Source organism: Mycobacterium sp. NGS16 (genome assembly GCF_059813225.1).
Map to the genome: position 1 here is coordinate 1,058,104 of NZ_JCALEE010000001.1, position 19,600 is coordinate 1,077,703.

The 19,600-nt window shown below is 68.0% G+C and carries 18 protein-coding genes; 15 read left to right on the forward strand and 3 right to left on the reverse strand.

The window, feature by feature from the left end; translation table 11 throughout:
- The first annotated feature begins 65 nt into the window (after nucleotides 1-65).
- The 11 genes from AC5Y4Q_RS05220 to AC5Y4Q_RS05270 all read left to right on the forward strand — a co-directional run bounded on the left by AC5Y4Q_RS05220 (nucleotide 66) and on the right by AC5Y4Q_RS05270 (nucleotide 11,375).
- Nucleotides 66-920 (forward strand): ABC transporter ATP-binding protein, encoded by an 855-nt coding sequence (locus AC5Y4Q_RS05220; protein WP_064923904.1) that lies wholly within the window; start codon nucleotides 66-68, stop codon nucleotides 918-920.
- Entirely contained in the window at nucleotides 917-1,735 is an 819-nt protein-coding gene (locus tag AC5Y4Q_RS05225; protein WP_064923903.1) for an NUDIX hydrolase, read from the forward strand. The genes AC5Y4Q_RS05220 and AC5Y4Q_RS05225 overlap by 4 nt, the downstream gene beginning before the upstream one ends.
- A complete protein-coding gene (locus tag AC5Y4Q_RS05230; RefSeq protein WP_109535762.1) occupies nucleotides 1,732-2,466 on the forward strand; it encodes an enoyl-CoA hydratase in 735 nt (244 codons plus the stop codon). Before AC5Y4Q_RS05225 ends, AC5Y4Q_RS05230 begins: the two co-directional genes overlap by 4 nt.
- Before the next feature lie 83 nt (nucleotides 2,467-2,549).
- Nucleotides 2,550-3,560 carry a histidine phosphatase family protein gene (locus tag AC5Y4Q_RS05235; protein WP_064923901.1) on the forward strand — a complete coding sequence of 337 codons (1,011 nt, stop codon included), beginning with the start codon at nucleotides 2,550-2,552 and terminating at the stop codon, nucleotides 3,558-3,560.
- A 120-nt stretch (nucleotides 3,561-3,680) separates the two neighbouring features.
- Entirely contained in the window at nucleotides 3,681-4,775 is a 1,095-nt protein-coding gene (locus AC5Y4Q_RS05240) for a histidine phosphatase family protein (protein WP_064923900.1), read from the forward strand.
- 145 nt (nucleotides 4,776-4,920) lie between these two features.
- Complete coding sequence (locus AC5Y4Q_RS05245) at nucleotides 4,921-6,033, forward strand: histidine phosphatase family protein (RefSeq protein ID WP_328589412.1); 1,113 nt, start codon at nucleotides 4,921-4,923, stop codon at nucleotides 6,031-6,033.
- Nucleotides 6,034-6,180: 147 nt separating this feature from the next.
- Nucleotides 6,181-7,221, forward strand: coding sequence for a histidine phosphatase family protein (locus AC5Y4Q_RS05250; protein WP_064923899.1), 1,041 nt, complete (start codon nucleotides 6,181-6,183; stop codon nucleotides 7,219-7,221).
- A gap of 120 nt (nucleotides 7,222-7,341) precedes the next feature.
- The gene (locus AC5Y4Q_RS05255) at nucleotides 7,342-8,412 is read left to right on the forward strand and encodes a histidine phosphatase family protein (RefSeq protein WP_064923898.1); all 1,071 of its coding nucleotides are present in this window, start codon (nucleotides 7,342-7,344) and stop codon (nucleotides 8,410-8,412) included.
- 34 nt (nucleotides 8,413-8,446) lie between these two features.
- Complete coding sequence (locus tag AC5Y4Q_RS05260) at nucleotides 8,447-9,415, forward strand: class I SAM-dependent methyltransferase (protein WP_064923897.1); 969 nt, start codon at nucleotides 8,447-8,449, stop codon at nucleotides 9,413-9,415.
- Between the two features lie 26 nt (nucleotides 9,416-9,441).
- Nucleotides 9,442-10,596, forward strand: coding sequence for a THUMP-like domain-containing protein (locus AC5Y4Q_RS05265; protein ID WP_064923896.1), 1,155 nt, complete (start codon nucleotides 9,442-9,444; stop codon nucleotides 10,594-10,596).
- 77 nt (nucleotides 10,597-10,673) lie between these two features.
- Nucleotides 10,674-11,375, forward strand: a complete 702-nt coding sequence (locus tag AC5Y4Q_RS05270; RefSeq protein ID WP_064923895.1) for an esterase — start codon at nucleotides 10,674-10,676, stop codon at nucleotides 11,373-11,375.
- 8 nt (nucleotides 11,376-11,383) lie between these two features.
- Here the strand turns inward: AC5Y4Q_RS05270 and AC5Y4Q_RS05275 are convergent, their stop codons facing one another.
- Entirely contained in the window at nucleotides 11,384-12,655 is a 1,272-nt protein-coding gene (locus AC5Y4Q_RS05275; protein ID WP_064923931.1) for an outer membrane protein assembly factor BamB, read from the reverse strand.
- Between the two features lie 126 nt (nucleotides 12,656-12,781).
- Between AC5Y4Q_RS05275 and AC5Y4Q_RS05280 the strand changes: the two genes are divergently transcribed.
- The 3 genes from AC5Y4Q_RS05280 (at nucleotide 12,782) to AC5Y4Q_RS05290 (ending at nucleotide 16,958) form a co-directional block, all read left to right on the forward strand.
- On the forward strand, nucleotides 12,782-13,519 hold the full coding sequence (locus AC5Y4Q_RS05280) for an acyltransferase (protein ID WP_064923894.1): 738 nt from the start codon (nucleotides 12,782-12,784) through the stop codon (nucleotides 13,517-13,519).
- A 344-nt stretch (nucleotides 13,520-13,863) separates the two neighbouring features.
- Nucleotides 13,864-14,904, forward strand: a complete 1,041-nt coding sequence (locus AC5Y4Q_RS05285; protein ID WP_234786563.1) for an ATP-grasp domain-containing protein — start codon at nucleotides 13,864-13,866, stop codon at nucleotides 14,902-14,904.
- A gap of 197 nt (nucleotides 14,905-15,101) precedes the next feature.
- The gene (locus AC5Y4Q_RS05290; RefSeq protein ID WP_234786564.1) at nucleotides 15,102-16,958 is read left to right on the forward strand and encodes a hypothetical protein; all 1,857 of its coding nucleotides are present in this window, start codon (nucleotides 15,102-15,104) and stop codon (nucleotides 16,956-16,958) included.
- A gap of 4 nt (nucleotides 16,959-16,962) precedes the next feature.
- Here the strand turns inward: AC5Y4Q_RS05290 and AC5Y4Q_RS05295 are convergent, their stop codons facing one another.
- Nucleotides 16,963-17,940: an LLM class flavin-dependent oxidoreductase gene (locus AC5Y4Q_RS05295; protein WP_064923892.1), complete on the reverse strand. Its 978-nt coding sequence runs from the start codon at nucleotides 17,938-17,940 to the stop codon at nucleotides 16,963-16,965.
- 72 nt (nucleotides 17,941-18,012) lie between these two features.
- Between AC5Y4Q_RS05295 and AC5Y4Q_RS05300 the strand changes: the two genes are divergently transcribed.
- Nucleotides 18,013-18,957 (forward strand): alpha/beta hydrolase, encoded by a 945-nt coding sequence (locus tag AC5Y4Q_RS05300; protein WP_064923891.1) that lies wholly within the window; start codon nucleotides 18,013-18,015, stop codon nucleotides 18,955-18,957.
- Here the strand turns inward: AC5Y4Q_RS05300 and AC5Y4Q_RS05305 are convergent.
- Entirely contained in the window at nucleotides 18,920-19,597 is a 678-nt protein-coding gene (locus tag AC5Y4Q_RS05305) for a winged helix-turn-helix transcriptional regulator (protein WP_064923890.1), read from the reverse strand. The two genes, AC5Y4Q_RS05300 and AC5Y4Q_RS05305, sit on opposite strands and share 38 nt — an antisense overlap.
- Nucleotides 19,598-19,600 lie beyond the last annotated feature (3 nt).

Below are 19,600 nucleotides of genomic sequence, written 5' to 3' on the forward strand. Positions count from 1 at the left end.
CTGTGGGCGGTGCTACCGGCACCCCGGTCGGTTGCCAGGGGAGCGGGGTACGGCACCATAGGGCCGTGCCCGACACCGGACGCCCCGGCCCCGCTGCAGCGGCCGACCAAGATCTGCTGATCCACTTCGAGGGCGTTTCGTTGTGCCGTGACGGGCGCTCCCTGGTGGGCCCGCTGGACTGGTCGGTTGAACTCGACGAACGCTGGGTGATCATCGGGCCCAACGGGGCCGGCAAGACATCGCTGCTGCGGATCGCCGCCGCCACCGAACATCCGTCCTCGGGTATGGCCTTTGTGCTTGGTGAACAGCTGGGCCGGGTCGATACCACCGAACTGCGGGCCCGGGTCGGGTTGAGCTCCTCAGCGCTGGCGCAGCGGATCCCGGGCGGCGAAACCGTCCGCGACCTGGTGATCTCGGCCGGCTACGCGGTGCTGGGACGCTGGCGGGAACGCTATGACGCCGTCGACCACGAGCGGGCCGTGGACCTGCTGGAGAGCCTGGGCGCCGAACACCTGGCCGACCGCACCTACGAAACGCTGTCCGAAGGCGAGCGCAAGCGGGTGCTGATCGCTCGCGCGCTGATGACCGATCCCGAGCTGCTGCTGCTCGATGAACCCGCGGCCGGCCTGGACCTGGGCGGCCGGGAGGAACTCGTCGCCCGGCTGGCCGATCTGGCCGCCGATCCCGACGCGCCGGCGATTGTGCTGGTCACCCACCACGTCGAGGAGATTCCGGTCGGCTTCAGCCACTGCCTGTTGCTGGCCGAGGGCCGCACCGTCGCCGCCGGCCTGCTCAGCGATGTGCTGACCGCGGAGAACCTGTCCGCGGCGTTCGGGCAGTCGATCTCCTTGGACGTCATCGACGGTCGGTACTTCGCCCGCCGGACCCGCAGCCGGGCGGCGCACCGGAGGCGGGCATGAACCATCCACAGCCGCCGCCCCTGCCGACGCGACCCGCCGCGACGGTGATGCTGGTGCGCGACGGGGACAGCGGACGCGGTGCCCTGGACGTGTTTTTGATGCGGCGCCATGCCGCCATGCAGTTCGCTGCCGGTGTGATGGTGTTTCCCGGCGGCGGGGTCGATGACCGGGACCGCAGCGCCGAGATCGCCTGGGTCGGGCCGGACTCGTCTTGGTGGGCGCAGCGGTTCGGCGTCCAGACCGACCTGGCCGCGGCGCTGGTGTGCGCGGCGGTGCGCGAGACCTTCGAGGAATCCGGCGTGCTGTTCGCCGGCCCGGCGGATGACTCCCAACGTGTGGTCGCTGACGCCTCGGTATACGCCGACTCCCGCCGCGCCCTGGCTGCCGGCGATCTGTCCTTCGCCGAGTTCCTGCGCACCGAGAACCTGGTGCTGCATGCCGAACTGTTGCGGCCGTGGGCGAACTGGGTGACCCCGGAGGCCGAGCGCACCCGACGCTATGACACCTACTTCTTCGCCGCGGCACTGCCGGTCGGGCAGCGCGCCGACGGCGAGAACACCGAGTCCGACCACGCCGGGTGGGTCACCCCGGAAGCGGCGATCGAAGACTTCGCGGCCGGGCGCAGTTTCCTGCTGCCGCCGACCTGGACCCAGTTGGATTCGCTGGTCGGCCGCAGCGTGCAGGACGTGCTGACGTTGGAACGCCAGATCGTGGTGACCCAGCCGACGTTGGCCCGGCACGGCGACAACTGGGAGATCGAGTTCTTCGACTCGGCGCGCTACAACGAGGCGCGCGGCAAGCGGTGGCCCGGATGAGCGAATTCGTCACGGTCCACCCGTCGTCGGCCGGAGTAGCCACCCTGGTGCTGTCGCGTCCGCCGAGCAACGCCTTGACCCGGCAGGTCTACCGGGAGCTCACCGCGGCCGCCGCCGAGGTCTCGGCGCGCGACGACGTCGCCGCGGTGGTGCTGTTCGGCGGCCACGAGATCTTCTGCGCCGGTGACGACGTTCCCGAACTGCGCACCTTGCTGCCTGCCGAGGCCGAGCGGTTCGCCGGCGTCCGCCATGACGCCGTGGAAGCGGTGGCGGCGATCGGCAAGCCGACGGTGGCCGCGGTCACCGGCTACGCGCTGGGCAGCGGGCTGGCGCTGGCGTTGGCGGCCGACTGGCGGATCAGCGGTGACAACGTCAAGTTCGGCGCCACCGAGATCCTGGCCGGGCTGGTCCCCGATGGTGCCGGGCTGGCCCGGCTCACGCGCACCATCGGCGCCAGCCGCGCCAAGGAGTTGGCGTACAGCGGGCGGTTCTTCGACGCCGAGGAGGCGCTCGCGCTGGGCGTCATCGACGACATGGTGGCTCCCGACGGGGTCTACGACGCGGCGATGACCTGGGCCCGACGCTTCGTGGATGCCCCGCGTCAGGCGCTGGCAGCGGCCAAGGCCTCGATCGACACCGTCGCCACGCTGCCGCCGGCCGAGCGGGCCGCGGCCGACCGCCGCCGCTACGCCCAGGTGTTCGCCGCCGGACTCGGCGAAAACCCTCGATAATCACCCGTTCTAACTCTCTTATCAGCTAACGTTCAGTCGCGTGGCGACGTTCGCCCGCTTGCTGGCGTGAGGGAGAGAGACCAATGCAGCCACTTGGCCCCCGTCCGTGGATCACGGCGACCGTTGCGCTGGTCGCCGCGGGAGCTGTCGCGGCCACGCCGGTCGCGACACCGCTGCCCGACGTCGCCGCGGTGGAGGTCGTGCTGGCCGCCCAGGACATCACCCTGGATCTGGTGCGCCACGGCGAGTCGGTGGACAACGCCGAAGGGTTTTTGGGCACCTTGGCGCCGGGTGCCGAGCTCACCGAGCTCGGCCGGCAGCAGGCGGCCGACGTCGCCCCGGCGATTCATGAGGCGTTCCCGGACGGGATCGCCGGGCTCTTCGCCTCGGAGATGATCCGCGCCCAGCACACCGCCCAGCCGCTGTCCGATCTGCTGGGTATGGACGTCACGCACCTGGCCGGGCTCAACGAAATCAATGCGGGATGGTTCGAAGGCCGCGAACTCGACACGCTCACCCAGATCGCCTACGCCCTACCGACATTGCTGTGGGTCATGGGTCAGTACTGGGTGCCGATGTTGGGATCCACGATCGACCCCAACGGGGTGGCGTTCAACGACCGCGTCACCGACGCGATCGAAACCGTCTACCACCACACCGTGTCCGACCCGGACAACCCGCCGAGCAGCGCGGTGTTCGCCCACGCGGGCACGATCGCGATCTGGACGTTGATGAACGTCAAGAACCCCGACTTCGGGCTGGTCATCAAAGAGTTGCTCGACACCCACACTCCGCTGGCCAACACCGGCCAGGTCGTGATCGAGGGCAATCCGACCGACGGCTGGACGCTGGTCAGCTGGGAAGGGCACGAGGTGTCGGCCACTCCGGACCTGCTCACCGGATTGTTCGTCGACTGGCGCGATCTCACCACGGCGCCGCAGATCGCCGCCTGGCACATCCTGGAGGCCTTCCAGGGCGGCGACCAGGCAGACATCACCGCCGCCCTGCAGACCGGGTTCGACCAGGTCGTCGGGGCGATCACCGCCTTCCCGCAGGCGGTGATCGACACCCTCACCGGCGCGCTGAGCGGCTAGGACGCGCGCCGGAACGCCGGGCGGCCGATCTATTGACGTAGGAAAAATGTGAGCGTAGCTTCAGCGAAGTATTTGCGTTACGCGACGTAGCGTAACGGAAGCTCGCTGAAGGAGAAGACCATGCACCACACCCGCCCATGGATCACCGCCGGAGTCGCCCTTGTCGGCGCCGGCCTCCTCGCCGCCACTCCGGGGGCTGCCTCGATGTCCGGGCCACTGCCCACCCTCGGTACGCCTGACATCCAGCTCACCGCCACCGACATGGTGCTGGAGTTCGTGCGGCATGGGCTGTCGACCGACAACGTCCAGCTCATCAACGGCAGCGTGGCGCCCGGCGCGCACTTGGCCGACTACCCGGACCCGTACAACGGCTTCCATCAGGCGGAAGCGGTCGGCCAGGCGTTGTTCGACGAATACGGCACGGACGGCGTGGACGGGATCTTTGCCTCCGGCCTGGTCCGGACCCAGGAGACCGCCGCGCCGTTCGCCGGACTGATGGGCATGGATGTGGCGAACCTGTCCGGGCTCAACGAGATCAACGCCGGCATTTGGGAGGGCATCCAGTCGTCAACCGTGGACCAGTTCAAGGCGGTGGCGCTGTCGTACCTGATGGCCCCGATGTTGTGGACCTACGGTCTGTATTCGGTGCCGCTGCTGGGTTCCTCGGACTTCAACGGGATGGCGTTCAACGACCGCTTCGGCGACGCCGTTCAAGCGATCTATGACCACAGCCTCTCGCTTGACGACCCCACGATGCACGACGTGGCGTTTTCCCACGGCGGGGCGATCATGGTCTGGACGCTGATGAACGTCAAGAACCCCGATTTCGACCTGCTCTTGGAGCACCCGCTGACCAACACCAGCCGGGTGGTGATCGAGGGCAATCCGACGGACGGCTGGACGCTGGTCAACTGGGACGGGGTCGAGGTCTCCGCGACCCCGGATTCGATGACCGGGCTGATCGTCGACGTCCGTGACCTGATCGTGGCGCCGCAAATGGCTTCCTACCACATTCAGCAGGCCCTGCTGAGCATGGATCCGGACCAGATCACCTCGGCCATCCAGACCGGCTTCCAAGACGTGTTCAATGCCGTGACCCAGTTCCCGCAGGCGGTGTTCGAGACCCTCTCCGGAGCATTCGGTGATGCCACGAGTGGTGGCGTGGAGGCAACCAACGACGCGATCGGCGACGTGGTGGCGTCGCTGGCGAGCTGAACCGCAGCAGGCGCTTGGCCGGGCGTGGCGGGGTCATTCCGCTGCGCCCGGCTTCGTCTGTGGTGGCCCCAAACTATTGACATAGGAAAAACATCAGCTTAATCTGAGCTGAACATTTGCGCTACGCAACGTATCGTAACTGAACGTGTGCTCGCTGAAGGAGAAGGCCATGCACCACACCCGCCCCTGGATCGCCGCCGGAGTCGCCCTCGTCGGCGCCGGACTCCTCGCCGCCAGCCCGGCGGCTCCGATGGCCGGGCCGCTGGCCGCTGTCACCCTGCCCGGCATCCAGCTGACCGCCACCGACATGGTGCTCGACCTGGTACGCCACGGCCAGTCGGCCGACAACGTCGAGGGTGTCATCGGGACGCTGCCTCCGGGCGCGCCGCTCACCGCGGAGGGCGCTACCCAGGCGATGTATCTCGCCGACCCCGACAACCCGCAGCACCTCGCCGACCCGAGCTTTTACGACGGGATCTACACGTCAGACTTCCTCCGGACTCAGCAGACCGCAGCCGACTGGCTGGCCGCGGCGGGTGCGCCGGACACCCCGGTGACGCACCTGGCCGGACTCAATGAGCTCAACGCCGGCATCCTCGAAGGCACCTCCCAGTCCAGCCAGGCGACCGCGCTGCTGTACCTGGTGGCGCCGATGGCCTGGATGTTCGGCCAGTACTGGGTGCCGCAGCTGGGTTCGACCATCGACCCGAACGGGATGGCGTTCCAGGACCGGTTTTCCGACGCCATCGACCAGATCTACAACAACGCCGGGCCCGTCGATGCCGATGGCAACCTCAACGGCGTGGCGTTCTCGCACGGCGCGGCGATCTCCACGTGGGTGATGATGAACGTCAAGAACCCCGACTTCGAGCTCTACTTCAAGTCGTTGATGGCGGGGTTGCTGCCCAACACCGGCCAGGTGGTGATCGAGGGTAACCCGACCGACGGCTGGACGCTGGTCAGCTGGAACGGGCAGGAGGTGGCCGAGAACCCGGGCCTGCTCACCGGGCTGTTCGTCGACTTCCGCGACCTGATGATCGCCCCGCAGATGGCCAGCTGGCACATCATGGAGGCCCTGCAGGGTGGCGACCCCGCCGACATCACCGCCGCGCTGCAGACCGGCTTCAACGAGGTGCTCGCCGCGGTCACCGCGTTCCCGCAGGCGGTGATCGACACCATCACCGGGTCCCTGGGCGATGTGGCCGGCGGCAGTGCCGGCGACGCGGTCGGCGACGCGCTGGCATCGCTGGCGGGCTGAACCGCAGCCGGTCCTTGAGCCAGAGTCGCGGCGCATGAGCGGCTGAACGCACCCGCGCGATTGGCTGAAAACCCGGTATTGCCGGGCTCGACGTCGAATAGGAAATGTGATGTCCGTCACAAAATGTCCTGCCAGGGGAGGACGGACATGCAGCGACTTCTCAGCTGTTCGGGGATCGCCGCTGGAATACCGCTGGTCGCCGCCGGAGTCATCACCCCGGTAACGGCACCCCCGGCCGCCGCCGCGCAGCTAGACGACATCCGGCTCACCGCTACCGACATCACGCTGGATCTGGTGCGACACGGGGAGTCGACCGACGACGCCAACGGCATTCTCGGCACGCTGCCCCCCGGTGCCCATCTCACCGAGCTCGGCGACCAGCAGGCCGTCGACGTCGCCAAAGCCATCCAGCAGGAATTCCCCGACGGCATCGCCGGGATCTACGCCTCGCAACTGGTCCGGACCCAGGAGACCGCCGACCCGTTGGCCCAGGCACTGGGCCTAGACGTCCAGATCCTGCCGGGCCTCAACGAGATCCCCGCCGGGTTCCTCGAAGGCCAACCCCGCGACCTGGTCACCGAGATCGGCTATTTCGGGCCGATGGCCGCCTGGGTCCTCGGCTTGCTGTTCGTACCCGAGATCGGGTCCATCAACGGCGTGCAGTTCGATGAGCAGGTCGACGACGCCATCGGCACGATCTACGACAACACCCTCGCGGGCAATGGCCCACTGACAGATGTGGCGTATTCCAGCGGCGGGCCGATCGCGATCTGGGCGCTGATGAACGTCAAAAACCCGCCGATTTTCCTGCTGGCCCAGCAGCTGCTCCAAACGCTGGGTCCGCCCCCCAACGCGGGCCAGGCCATCCTGCAGGGCAATCCCACCGACGGCTGGACGATGCTCAGCTGGGACGGGACACCGGTCGTACAGACCCCGGACCTGCTCACCGGACTGTTCGTTGACTACCGCGACCTGGTCACTGCGCCACAGATCGCACTGTGGAACATCTGGGAGGCGATCCTGGGCGGCAACTCCGCCGACATCGCCACCGCGCTGCAGACCGGCTTCAACCAAGTCGTCGCCGCGGTCGAAGCCTTCCCGCAGGCGGTGATCGACACCATCACCGGGGCCATGGGCGATGCCGCCGGCAGCAGTGCCGGCGACGCGCTGGCGGCGCTGGCAGGCTGAACCGGCGTGTCGGTGTTACTGAACAAGGACCCGGGCCTTCCTGAAAATTGGGTGTTATCCCGTTCGCCAGTGGGTATGCAGCGTGGCGTCAACCGCGCCCGAAGTCTGCCAGGGGGAGATATGGACAAGCACCGACTTGCTACCCGCCCGTGGGCCACCACCGGCATCGCACTGCTTGGCACCGGCGTATTCGCCGTCGTCACGCCACTAGCGGCGCCCCCGCCCGCCGCAGCGGTCGGTACCGATATCCAGCTCACCGCTACCGACATCACGCTGGACCTGGTGCGGCACGGGCAATCGACCGACGACCTCAATGGCATTCTCGGCACGATGCCGCCCGGTGCTCACCTCACCGATTTGGGCGAACAACAGGCCGCGCAGGTCGCCCAGGACATTCAGCAGGAGTTTCCGGGCGGTATCGCCGGCATCTACGCCTCGGAGCTGGTCCGGACCCAGGAGACCATGCAGGCCCTGGCCGCCCTGCCCGGCATGCCGGACGTGACGGTGTTGTCGGACCTCAACGAGATCCCCGCCGGTCTCTTCGAGGGGCACCCCCGCGACCTGATCACCGAAGCCAACTTCTTCCTGCCGATGGCCTCGTGGATCCTCGGCAACCTCCTGGTCTCCGAGCCCGGCACCAACTACAACGGGGTGGTGTTCGAGGACCAGGTCAACCAAGCCGTCCAGACGATGTACGACAACACGATCGCCGACCCGAGCGGCGCGACGACCGCCGTGGCGTCTTCCAGCGGCGGGGACATCGCCATCTGGATTCTGATGAACGTCAAGAACCCCGATATCTGGCCGATCCTGCAGACGGTGCTGGAAAACGGCGGCCCGCCCCCCAACGCGGGCGAGGCCATCCTGGAGGGCAATCCCACCGACGGCTGGACGCTGGTCAGTTGGGACGGCATAGCCGTGCCGGCGAATCCGGATCTGATCACCGGATTGTTGGTCGACGTCCGCAATGTGATCACCGCGCCGCAGATCGCGCTGTGGCACCTGTGGGAGGCCATCCAGGGTGGTGATCAGGCGGACATCACCGCGGCGTGGCAGACCGGCTTCAACGACGTGATCGCCGCGTACGAGGCCTTCCCGCAGTCGGTGATGGACACGATCACCGGCGCATTCGCGGGCAGCGCCGGCGGGGCCGCCGACTCAGTCGCTGACGGCTTGCTGGGAGCGATCTGAACCGAGGTCGGCCCAGCCGTTAGGCTGACTCGCTATGACGAGTACGGACCCGACGCCGAACCCGCACGCCACCGCCGAGCAGGTGGAGGCCGCCCGGCACGACAGCAAGCTGGCTCAGGTGCTCTATCACGACTGGGAGGCCGAGCAGTACGACGAGAAGTGGTCGATCTCTTACGACGAGCGCTGTATCGACTACGCCCGGGGCCGCTTCGACGTGATCGTGCCCGCTGCCGACCGCGACAATCTGCCCTATGACCGGGCGCTGGAGCTGGGCTGTGGCACCGGGTTCTTCCTGCTGAACCTGATGCAGTCCGGGGTGGCGCGGCGCGGGTCGGTCACCGATCTGTCGCCGGGCATGGTCAAAGTCGCCACCCGCAACGGCAAGAACCTCGGCCTGGACGTCGACGGCCGGGTCGCCGACGCCGAGGGCATTCCCTACGAGGACAACACCTTCGATTTGGTGGTCGGCCACGCCGTGCTGCACCACATCCCGGACGTGGAGCTGTCGCTGCGCGAGGTGATCCGGGTGCTCAAGCCGGGCGGGCGGTTCGTGTTCGCCGGCGAGCCCACCACCGTCGGCAACTTCTATGCCCGCCGGCTGGCCGACCTGACGTGGAAAACCACGGTCGCCGCGATGAAACTGCCCGGGATGGGTTCCTGGCGCCGGCCGCAGGAAGAGCTCGACGAGAACTCCCGCGCCGCTGCCCTGGAGTGGATCGTGGACCTGCACACTTTCGAGCCGCGTGATCTGGAGCGGATGGCCGCCAACGCCGGAGCCGTGGACGTGCGCACCGCCAGTGAGGAGTTCACCGCCGCCATGCTGGGCTGGCCGGTTCGGACCTTCGAGTCCACGGTGCCGCCGGGCAAGCTCGGCTGGGGGTGGGCGCGGTTCGCGTTCGGTAGCTGGAGGACGCTGAGCTGGGTGGACGCCAACGTGTTGCGCCGCGTGGTGCCCAAGGGCTGGTTCTACAACGTGATGGTCACCGGGGTTAAACCGTCCTAGATTTCAGTGCCGACGATGTCGGCTACCTGAGTTCGACGGACGGCGCCGCCGCCCTGGCCGAGGTCGCCGGTTTCGCGTTGACCGCCGCCACCAGGGTCGCCGACATCGCCGCGCTGCGTGGCCGCTTCGGTGGGCGGACACCGGCACTGGCCGAGACCATTCTGCTGCGCCGGCGGGCGTCGGCCAAGCTGGCCGAGCTGCCGGGCACGGCGCAGTGGCTGTTCACCGACGAGGCGCTGCAACAGGCCAGCGCCGCGCCGGTGGCACGGCGCCGGGCACAGCGGATCAAAGCCAGCGCGCCGGATGCCGTCGTCCACGATGTGACGTGCTCCATCGGTACCGAACTGGCGGCACTGTCCGAGGTCAGCGCTACGGCGCTGGGCAGCGACCTGGACCCGGTGCGGCTGGCAATGGCACGCCACAATCTGGGCGGGGCAAATCTGGTCCGGGCCGACGCACTGGCCCCGGTCACCCGCGACACGGTGGTGCTGGCCGACCCGGGCCGCCGCAGTGGGGGACGGCGCCGCTTCGACCCGGCCGACTACCAACCCGCCCTGGACCGCCTGCTGCATGTCTATGCGCAGCGCGAACTCGTCGTAAAGACTGCTCCTGGAATCGATTTCGATAAGGTGCGACAGCTGGGTTTTGACGGCGAGATCGAAGTCAGTTCATGGCGGGCCTCGGTACGTGAGGCCTGCCTGTGGTCACCCGGCCTGGCTGACCCCGGGGTGCGCCGCCGCGCTGTGATCCTGGACCGCGACGAGCAGATCACCGACGCCGAACCCGCCGATTGCGACGTGCGCCCGGCGGGGCGGTGGATCATCGATCCGGACGGCGCGGTGGTGCGGGCCGGTCTGGTCCGCCAATACGGTGCCCGGCACGGGCTCTGGCAGCTCGATCCCGATATCGCCTACCTGTCCGGGGATGAGTTGCCCTGCGGGGTACGCGGGTTCGAGGTACTCGATTCGTTGGCCTACAGCGAGAAGCGCCTGCGTCAGGCGCTGGCGGCCCGCGACTGCGGCACGTGCGAGATCCTGGTCCGCGGCGTCGACCTCGATCCCGACGTGCTCCGGCGCCGCCTGCGGCTGCGCGGTGACCGGGCACTATCGGTGGTGATCACCCGGCTCGGGGCGGGGGCCGCGGCCCGGCCGATTGCGTTCGTCTGCCATCCTTCCCGCTGAATAGCCCGGTAGGCTATCGACTCCGGGCCATTCCTGCTTGCTGCGGCAAGTCGAGACAAAGCGAGACGAAACCGACGATGCGCATTCTGGTGGCCGCCCTGTTGGCGGGCGGGGCAGTGGGCGGGTGGCTGGGGCTGCCGGGTCTGCCCGCGGCGATCGCGGCTTCGCCGTGTGCCGAACTCGGCGGAACCATCGAGTCCGGGGGGCTGTGTCATGTCCACTCCTCGACCGCCAATTACACGCTCGACATGAAGTTCCCGGTCGACTACCCCGATCAGCAGGCGCTCACCGCCTACCTGGTGCAGAACCGCGACGGCTTCCTGACCGTGGCCAAGTCGCCCGGCTCACGCGACATGCCCTACGAAATGGACGCCACCTCCGAGCAGCACCGTTCAGGCCAGGCGCCCAAGGGAACTCACAGCGTCGTGCTCAAGATCTTCCAGGACCTCGGCGGCCCGCAGCCGTCGACCTGGTACCAGTCGTTCAACTACGATCTGGCGGCGCGTAAGCCGATCACCTTCGAAACTCTGTTCGCACCGGGCAGCAAGCCATTGGAAGCGATCTTTCCGGTGGTGCAGCGCGACCTCGAGCGCCAGACCGGGGTGCCGGCGATCCTGATTTCGACCGGTTCGGGCATGGACCCCTCGCACTACCAGAACTTCGCCATCACCAACGAGGACGTGATCTTCTACTTCGCGCCCGGCGAGCTGCTGCCGATGAGCGCCGGTGCCACCTCGGTGAAGGTGCCGCGCGCCGCGCTGCCGCCGCTGGCCGTTTGAGTGGTGGTTCAGGCCGGGGCGAAGCTGAAGACCTGCCCGGCGCTGGTGGCGACCACCACCCGCCGGTCACGGCCGACGGAGACCCCGAGCGGAAACCCGCGCGATTCCGGCAGCGGATAGCTGTTGACGGTATGGCCGTCGTTGGGGTCGAACACCAGCAGCGACAACCCGGCCGGCCCGACACTGGTGCCCGCGACGACGGTGTAGCCGACCTTTCCGGCCAGGCTCGACGACGACAGCGGGGTGGTGTCGTCGCGGCGCCACACCTGCTCGGCGTAGTCGCCGCGGTCGGCGAACGCCACCAGGTCGGTGTCCGGGCCGCCGCCGGAGACGATCAGCCCGCCGGGCGTCACCGCCGGCGGTGTCTGCGCCAGGAACTTCAGCGGCACCGACCATTTCGCCTTGCCGTCGGCGGCGTTGATCGCCCACAGCCGTTGGTCGCGTCCATTGACGTAGACGGTGGTGCCGTCGGCCGAGAGCACCGGGCTGGCCAGCACTCCGGCGGCGACGGCGTCGCTGGTCCACTCCTGAGTGAGCAGGGGAGTGCCGCCCGGGTGGTACTTGATGCCGACGAGGCCGGACTCCTTGGCGCCCGGCTGCCACAGGCTCACCACCACGGTGTTGCTGGCCGGGGAGTAGGCGGGCGCGGCGGCGACCGGGCAGTCCGGGCGGGCGGCGGCGCAGTCAGCCAAGCCGCGACGGAAGTCGGTCGGGTCGATGCCGTCCACCAGGTCCAGCGGCGTGCCCACGACGGTGCCGCGGTGCGCGTCGAAAACCAGGGTCTGCCCCAGGTGGGTCACCACCAGCAGCAGGCCGTCACCGAGGATCCGCGGGGTCGAGGGCATCCCGATCACCGGTGCCCGCCAGCGGATCCACTGGGTGGGTGGAAAAGACAGCATCGCGCCCGGCTGGCCGACATAAACGTTGTCGAAGCCGTCGATGAGCGGGCCGAAGAATCCGCCCCCCTGGTGCAGCCGGGTGCACCAGCGCTGCCGGCCGTGGTCGGCGTTCTCCCACTGCATCAGCGAACAGCCGGCCTCGGTCTGGGAGTTGAGCACCAGCCAGCCGTGCACGCCGAGCGCCGGACCGGCTCCCAGCTCGCCCTTGACCGACCGGGTCCAGTCCAACTGCAGGTCGGTGGCCCCGGCGGTGGCGGTGTTGCTGCTGTTGGCGGCATCGCCGTACTGGGCGGGCCAGCCCGGTGCGGGGGCGGCGTCCACCCACGAATCGGTGTTGGCGCAGCCGCCCAGCGGCAATGTCGCCAGCGTCACCGCCGTCACCGCGACGATTGCCAGGACACCGCGTCGCCGCAACACAGTGGCAATCCCCCATCATCGGCAGGCCAGTGAACGAGTCCAGGTGAGGGTAGCGCGTGGCAAGAACGCGCTCGCGTAGGCTTTCCGGCCATGACGACCATGTGGGGTGCTCCGATCCACAAACGCTGGCGTGGTTCGCGTCTGCGGGATCCGCGTCAGGCCCGCTTTCTCACGCTGGCCTCGCTGCGCTGGGTGCTGGCCAACCGGGCCTACACCCCGTGGTACCTGGTGCGTTACTGGCGGCTGCTGAAGTTCAAGCTGGCCAACCCGCACGTCATCACCCGCGGCATGGTGTTCCTGGGCAAAGGCGTCGAGATTCAGGCCACCCCGGAACTGTCCGAGCTGGAGATCGGCCGCTGGGTGCACATCGGCGACAAGAACACCATTCGGGCGCACGAGGGCTCGCTGCGCATCGGCGACAAAGTGGTGCTGGGGCGTGACAACGTCATCAACACCTATCTCGACATCGAGCTCGGCGATTCGGTGCTGATGGCGGACTGGTGCTATGTCTGCGACTTCGACCACAAGATGGACGACATCACCGTGCCCATCAAGGACCAGGGCATCGTCAAGAGCCCGGTGCGGATCGGGCCCGACACCTGGATCGCGGCCAAGGTCACCATCCTGCGTGAGACCAGCGTCGGCCGCGGCTGCGTGCTGGGCGCCCACGCTGTGGTCAAGGGTGTCATCCCGGACTACTCGATCGCGGTGGGCGCGCCGGCCAAGGTGGTCAAGAACCGCAAGCTGGCCTGGGAGACCTCGGCCGCCGAGCGGGCCGAGCTGGCCGCTGCGCTGGCCGACATCGAACGCAAGAAAGCGGCACGCTGAGGCTCGCCGACTCCTGACTCTCCAACTGGGGCGGCCCCGCGGGCGGATGCGCGCCGGTGCCCGGCGGGTACGGTGGATTGCGGAAGCGCACGCAGAAAGCCCGAAATATTGGAGGGATTTTGCAGAATTCCGCTGGAATCATTGCTGAGCGGACCTCGGAAAAGCGCCGGAACCCCGACAAGGGTTATATTGCGTTACTCGGCTGGAGTCTCAACGCCATCGATGCGGTGGACCGTTTCGATCGCCGATATGTGGTGGTGGCGCCGGACTGGGCCGAAGAATATTGTCAGCAGCACGACATCCCGTACCTCGCCTGGAATTTCGAGCGTCTCAATGAGCGGTCGATGGAGATCGCCGAAACCCTCAAGGAGCGCGGCGTCGACGTGGCGATCCCGCTCTTCGAGGAGACCGTGGAATGGGCCGGGGCCATCAACTCCGTCCTGCTGGACAACCCGCGACTGCTCGGCCAAGCCATGCTGCTGCGAGACAAGTCGCTGATGAAGCGCCGCGCCCAGCTGGGCGGGATCCGGGTGGGCATCTTCGAGGAGGCGCACGACCGCGACGACGTCATCCGGTTCCTCAAGCGGGTCAACCAGACGTTGTTGAAACTCGACGGCGACCCCAACGACCCGATCCACTTCAAGGCCTTCGACAAGGCCGGCTGCCTGGGGCACCGGGTGATTCGTGCTCCCGATGACATTGACTCGATTCCCGACGAAGAATTCCCGGCGCTGATGGAATCACATCTCGACGGCTGGGAATTCGCCGTCGAAGCCTGGGTGCACAACGGGAAGATTCGGTTTCTCAATATTTCCGAGTACGTCACCCTCGGCTATTCGGTGTTCGTACCGGCGTCACCGGAATTGGAACGTTACCGGCCGCAGATCACCGCGCAGATCGAGAAGCTGATCAAGACGTTCGACATCGATTTCGGCTTTGTCCACCCGGAATATTTCGTGACCAGCGACGGGGAGATGTACTTCGGTGAGGTCGCCTACCGGCCGCCGGGCTTCAAGGTCTTCGAACTGCTGGAGCGCGTCTACGGCTTCAACGGCTATCAGGGCCTGGTGCTGGCGTTCGACCCGAAAACCACCGAGGACGAACTCGAGCAGTTCTTCCCGCGCGAGGTCGTCGACGCCAGCGGGCACGCGGGCTGTTTCGGGGTGTATCCGCGCCGGCGGGTGGTCAGCACGCTGGCCATCCCCGAGGAGACCGAGGATCACCAATACTTCGAATCGCACGAACTCACCGCACCGCTGGAAGAGACTGTCACCAAGCGCACCGCATTCGGCACCCACTGGGGTCTGGTCTACTTCTCCGGTGAGGATCCGTATGAGATGCGGCGGTTGCTCAAGCGACAAGAAGACCTTGACTTCTACGTCTGAGGTGGCGGCGGCACGCACGTGAGGAACCCGTTGAGGTGACTGGGAATCCACCGCGGAGTCAGGCAAACGGTGACCTAGCGACCCTGGAATCTCGCCTGACCAGGCTCGATGATGCCACCAGCGCGCTGGCGCTGGCCGGTGCGCTGGGTAAACCGGACCGGCTGCGCCGTGTTCTCGACGGGCTGCGACTGGTGCTGATGCAACCGGGTGGTTGCGCGGCGGTACGCGCCCGCAGCGCAGCGCTGGAGGAGGCCGGGCTGTTCTGGGGAACCGACTGGGCGTCGCCGCGCACGCTGTTGCCGGTGCTGACCACCGGTTCATTGCGCAGCCCGAATCCGGACACCGTGGTGCTGGAGGCGGTCAACGAGCTGCGTCTGCTCGCCGTGGCCAACGGCGAGTACCCCCATCCGCTGATCACCGCCGAGCAGGCGCGTCATCATCTCGCGCAGGTGCTGGCGCTCAACCTGTCCCTGCTGTTGACCCCGCCGACCGAGGCGGAGCGCGAACTGCAGGGCCGGATGGCCCGGCTGACCCGGGACCTGTTCGGGTACCTGGTCGAGGAGATCGGGTACGACGGCGTTCTCGACCGGCTGGTCGATGAGATCTGGCGGATTCTGCGGCAGCGGCCCATCCAGGTCGACCAGATCAAGGCGATGATCACCCAGATCGCGATTGTGCGCAGTGATCCGAGCATTGATCTCGGCAGCGGTGCGCTGGGGACGGATCGGTTGATCACCAGCCTGTACGGCACCACCGATGGCTGTCGGGAAGATCCCGGGGTGCAGGTGTATCGCAGCCGGCTGGACTCGATGGACGAACCGACCCTGCAGTACGAGGCGGCCGGCTTCGCGCGGTCGATGCACGACACCGGGCTGGTGTCGCCCTATCACGCGGTGCTGCTGCGGTTCCTGCTCGAGAAAAGCGACTACCTGATCGGCGAGGCGCTGGGCCTGTCTAGCACCGGGCGCGACAGCCTGCTGTGCTTTCACGATCTGGTGCACAGCCTGATCGCGGCCGCGGTGCACGTCGAGACGGCCCAATGCATCTACGGGCTGGCGCTGCTGCTCGAGCGCGGCATCCTCTACCAGCCGCCGGTCGCGCCGTCGCTGTGGCGTCAATTGGCGTTGCCGCTGTCCAAGCAGTCCCGCGAGCGGATCACCCAGGTGTTCGGGGCGGCGCAAGACCCCCATACCTGGCTGCTGGCCGGGACGTTGTCGATGCTCGGGCTGCCGCTCGGGGTCGGGCAGGGCGACAACCCGACCTGCCAGGCGGCGCGTGCATTGTCGATGTGGTCCTACAACGACCCCGACTATCTGCTGCAGACGATCGCCTGGGCCGCGCGTGACGACGAGATCGTCATGCACTTCGAGGGGCAGCCGATCTCGTCGAAGGACACCGAAGCCGGGGTGGCCGCCCACCATCCCCTCGACCTGGACCCGGTGTCATTGCTGGTGGTGCCGCATCTGGACCGCATCTATGCCGAGATGTTCCGGCGGTGTGTCGGCCGCGACGGCGACCCGCACCGATGGGTCAATCCGGAGTTCCACGGGTGGTGGTCCGGGCGCGGCTTCCGCATCAATGTCGATGTCGAGACCGGCAATCTGGTCGACCTGGAAGGGTTCCTGCGACACTTCTACGCCGCCTACCACCCGTTCTACAACGGCAATCAACCGCTCATCCACCCGCAGCCGGCCGGCATCGCGGTGACCGACAGCGCCGCCCGCTTCGTCGGCTGGCATGCGATCACCGTGCTGCGGGTGAGCTTGGACCCCGAGGGCACCATGCGGGTCTACTTCTACAACCCCAACAACGACAGCGGGCAGGACTGGGGCGACGAGGTGGTGGTGAGCACCGCCGGACATGCTGAACGCTTCGGCGAGGCGTCGCTGCCGTTCGAGCAGTTCGCGTCGCGGCTCTACATCTTCCACTTCGATCCGCTGGAACCGGGCGAGCGGGCAGCGGTGCCCCAGGCCGAGCTGGACCGGGTGCTCGGATACCTGCAGCGCAGCTGGGGCGCCGACCGAATGGTCGCCGCGGCCGCGGTCCAGGCGTGAGACGTCAGGATCCCAGCTCCGGCAACACCCGCTCGACCAGCAGCCGCAGGCTCTCCCACCCGTCGTCGAGCGGCAGGCCGCCGATCAGCGGATGCAGCGTCACGCTGGTGCGTCCGGCGCGGCACTGCGCGATGAGCTCTTCGGGGGTCAGCACCTCCACCGTGCCGGCCCGGCGCAGCTCAGCCACGCTGCCCACCGCAGTTTCGTTGGGGCGCGCCACTTCCGGCACGGCCCATGAGCTGTATTCGCGGGCCTCGTGCAGGAAGTAGTCACCGCAGCAGGCCCAGGCCTTGTCCGGATCGTCGCTGAGATGCGTGACGGTGTTGCCGTTTTCGGGACTGAACACGAACCCGTGCTTGCCGTGGGCGGCCAGCTCGGCCAGATAGACCGCTTCGATGTCGGGCATCGGCATCGGCGGCGAGAACGGCAACCCGAATCGAGCCGCCCGCCGCGCCGCCGCGACGCTCATACCGCCGATGAGCAACAGCGGATGCGGTGTGGTGTACGGCTTGGGCGTGACATTCACCTTCTGGCCGTTGAACTCGAACGGTTCGTCGCCCCAGGCCTGCAGCAGCACGGCCAGGGATTCGTCCATCAGCCGCCCACGCCGGCGGAAGTCCTTGCCGAGGGCATGGTATTCCTCTGGGCGGTAACCGATCCCGGCCACGAAGCTGACTCGCCCGGCGGACAGCTGATCGAGGACGGCGATGTCTTCGGCCAGACGCACCGGGTCGTAGAGCGGCACCAGCAGCGCACCCACGCTGATGCGGGCGGTTGTCGTGCATCCGGCGACGGCTGCGGCCATCAGCAATGGGGCCGGCAACCATCCGGTGGCGGCGAGATGATGTTCTTCGCAACCGATCGCGGTCACCCCGCGGGCATCGGCGTAGGACGCCATCTCCAGCGCGGCCCGGTAGCGCCCGGAATGCCCGGCGCCGGGGACATTCGTCATGTTCAGGCGCAGGGCGCTCAGTAGCGGCATAGAACTGACCGGTCACCTCCTCCGGCGTTACCGTAGCGGACGATACCGTCAACCGATTGCTAGGGAGCGCCGATGGCCGGTCCGCCTGACGCCCAGGTGCTCGCGGCCTTGCTGGCGATGCGAGATGGCGCCGCCGAGGCGCCGCCGCCGGCGGTCGGTGACGTCGTGACCCGTCGCCGCAATGCCGGTCACATGTTCAACCAGGTGCTGGCGGCGCGGCCGCCGGTCACCGGCGTTGAGGCCCACGAGTTCTCGCTACGTTACGAGGGCGGCACGCTCGGCTTGCGCTGGTATCGGCGCGCGGGCGCTGCTCAGCCCGGCAGTGCGGCGCTGTACCTGCACGGCGGTGGGATGATCCTGGGCTGGGATCGCCTCGGTGGACTCTACGATGCGGCGGTCCGCGGCTACGTCGCCGCATCCGGGGTGCCGATGCTGGTCGTCGATTACCGTGTCGCCCCGGAATTCCCGCACCCCATTCCGCTTCGGGACTGCTATGCGGCGCTGTGCTGGCTGGCCGGCCACGCCGCTGAGTTGGGCGTGGATGCTTCCCGGCTGGCGGTGATGGGCGACAGCGCCGGCGGGGGACTGGCCGCCGGGGTGTGCCTGTTGGCCCGGGACCGGGGTGGGCCGGCGATCGCCACCCAGCTGTTGATCTACCCGATGCTCGACGACCGGACGCGCGACGGTGACGCGGCGGGCAGGCTGCTGACTTGGAGCTACGACGACAATGCCACCGGCTGGGGCGCGCTGCTGGGCGGCGCCACCGCCGACGGCTATGCCGCGCCGGCCCGCGCAGATGACCTGACCGGTCTGCCGCCGGCCTACCTCGACGTCGGCGGGCTGGACATCTTCGCCGCAGAAGACGTCTCCTTTGCGCACCGGTTGCTCGCCGCCGGGGTGCCCGTCGAGTTGCACGTCTACCCGGGCTGCCCGCATGCGTTCGATCTGCTGGTCCCCGATGCCGATGTGTCGCAACGGGTTATCGCCGACCGGGTGCGGTATCTGGGATCGGTGTAGACCCCGACGGATCCGTTGCGGGTGCGCCGAAGAAGCTGCGCAGGGCGGATGCGTCGCCGTCGATGTGCACGAGCGCGGCAATGTCATCAAGGGACAACACACCGGCCGCGAGCCCGAGAACCACGGGCGCCTCGGTGTGCAGCACGGCGTCAAGCTCGCGCCCGTCGGGCATACCGACCTCGATGCCGGATTCGGTGGTTCGCAGTTGAACCATTCCGCCCTCCACGGCGATTCCCACGGTCGACCGATCCGCAGGCGTGCGACCGGCGAACAAGGCGGGCAGCGCCAGTGCCAGCCACTCGGGACGGAACTCGTCGCCCTGCGGCCCGCGGACCATCAACGGCGTCGACCAGCGGACCAGGGCGTAGATGGGCTCACGCAGCTGCGCGCCCCAGTCGGTGAGCGCGTAGCTGACCGCGCGGCCGTCGTCGGACAACCGCCGCTCGACCACACCGGCGGTCTGCAGATCACGCAGGCGCTCGGTCAGTAGGTTCGTCGCGATGCCGGACAGCCCGTCGCGCAACTCGCGGTAGCGGGCGGGCCCCAGCAGCAGCTGGCGCACGATCAACAGGTTCCACCGGTCACCCACCACATCCAGGGCCCGGGCAAGTCCGCAGTACTGACCGTAGTCTCGACTCATCGC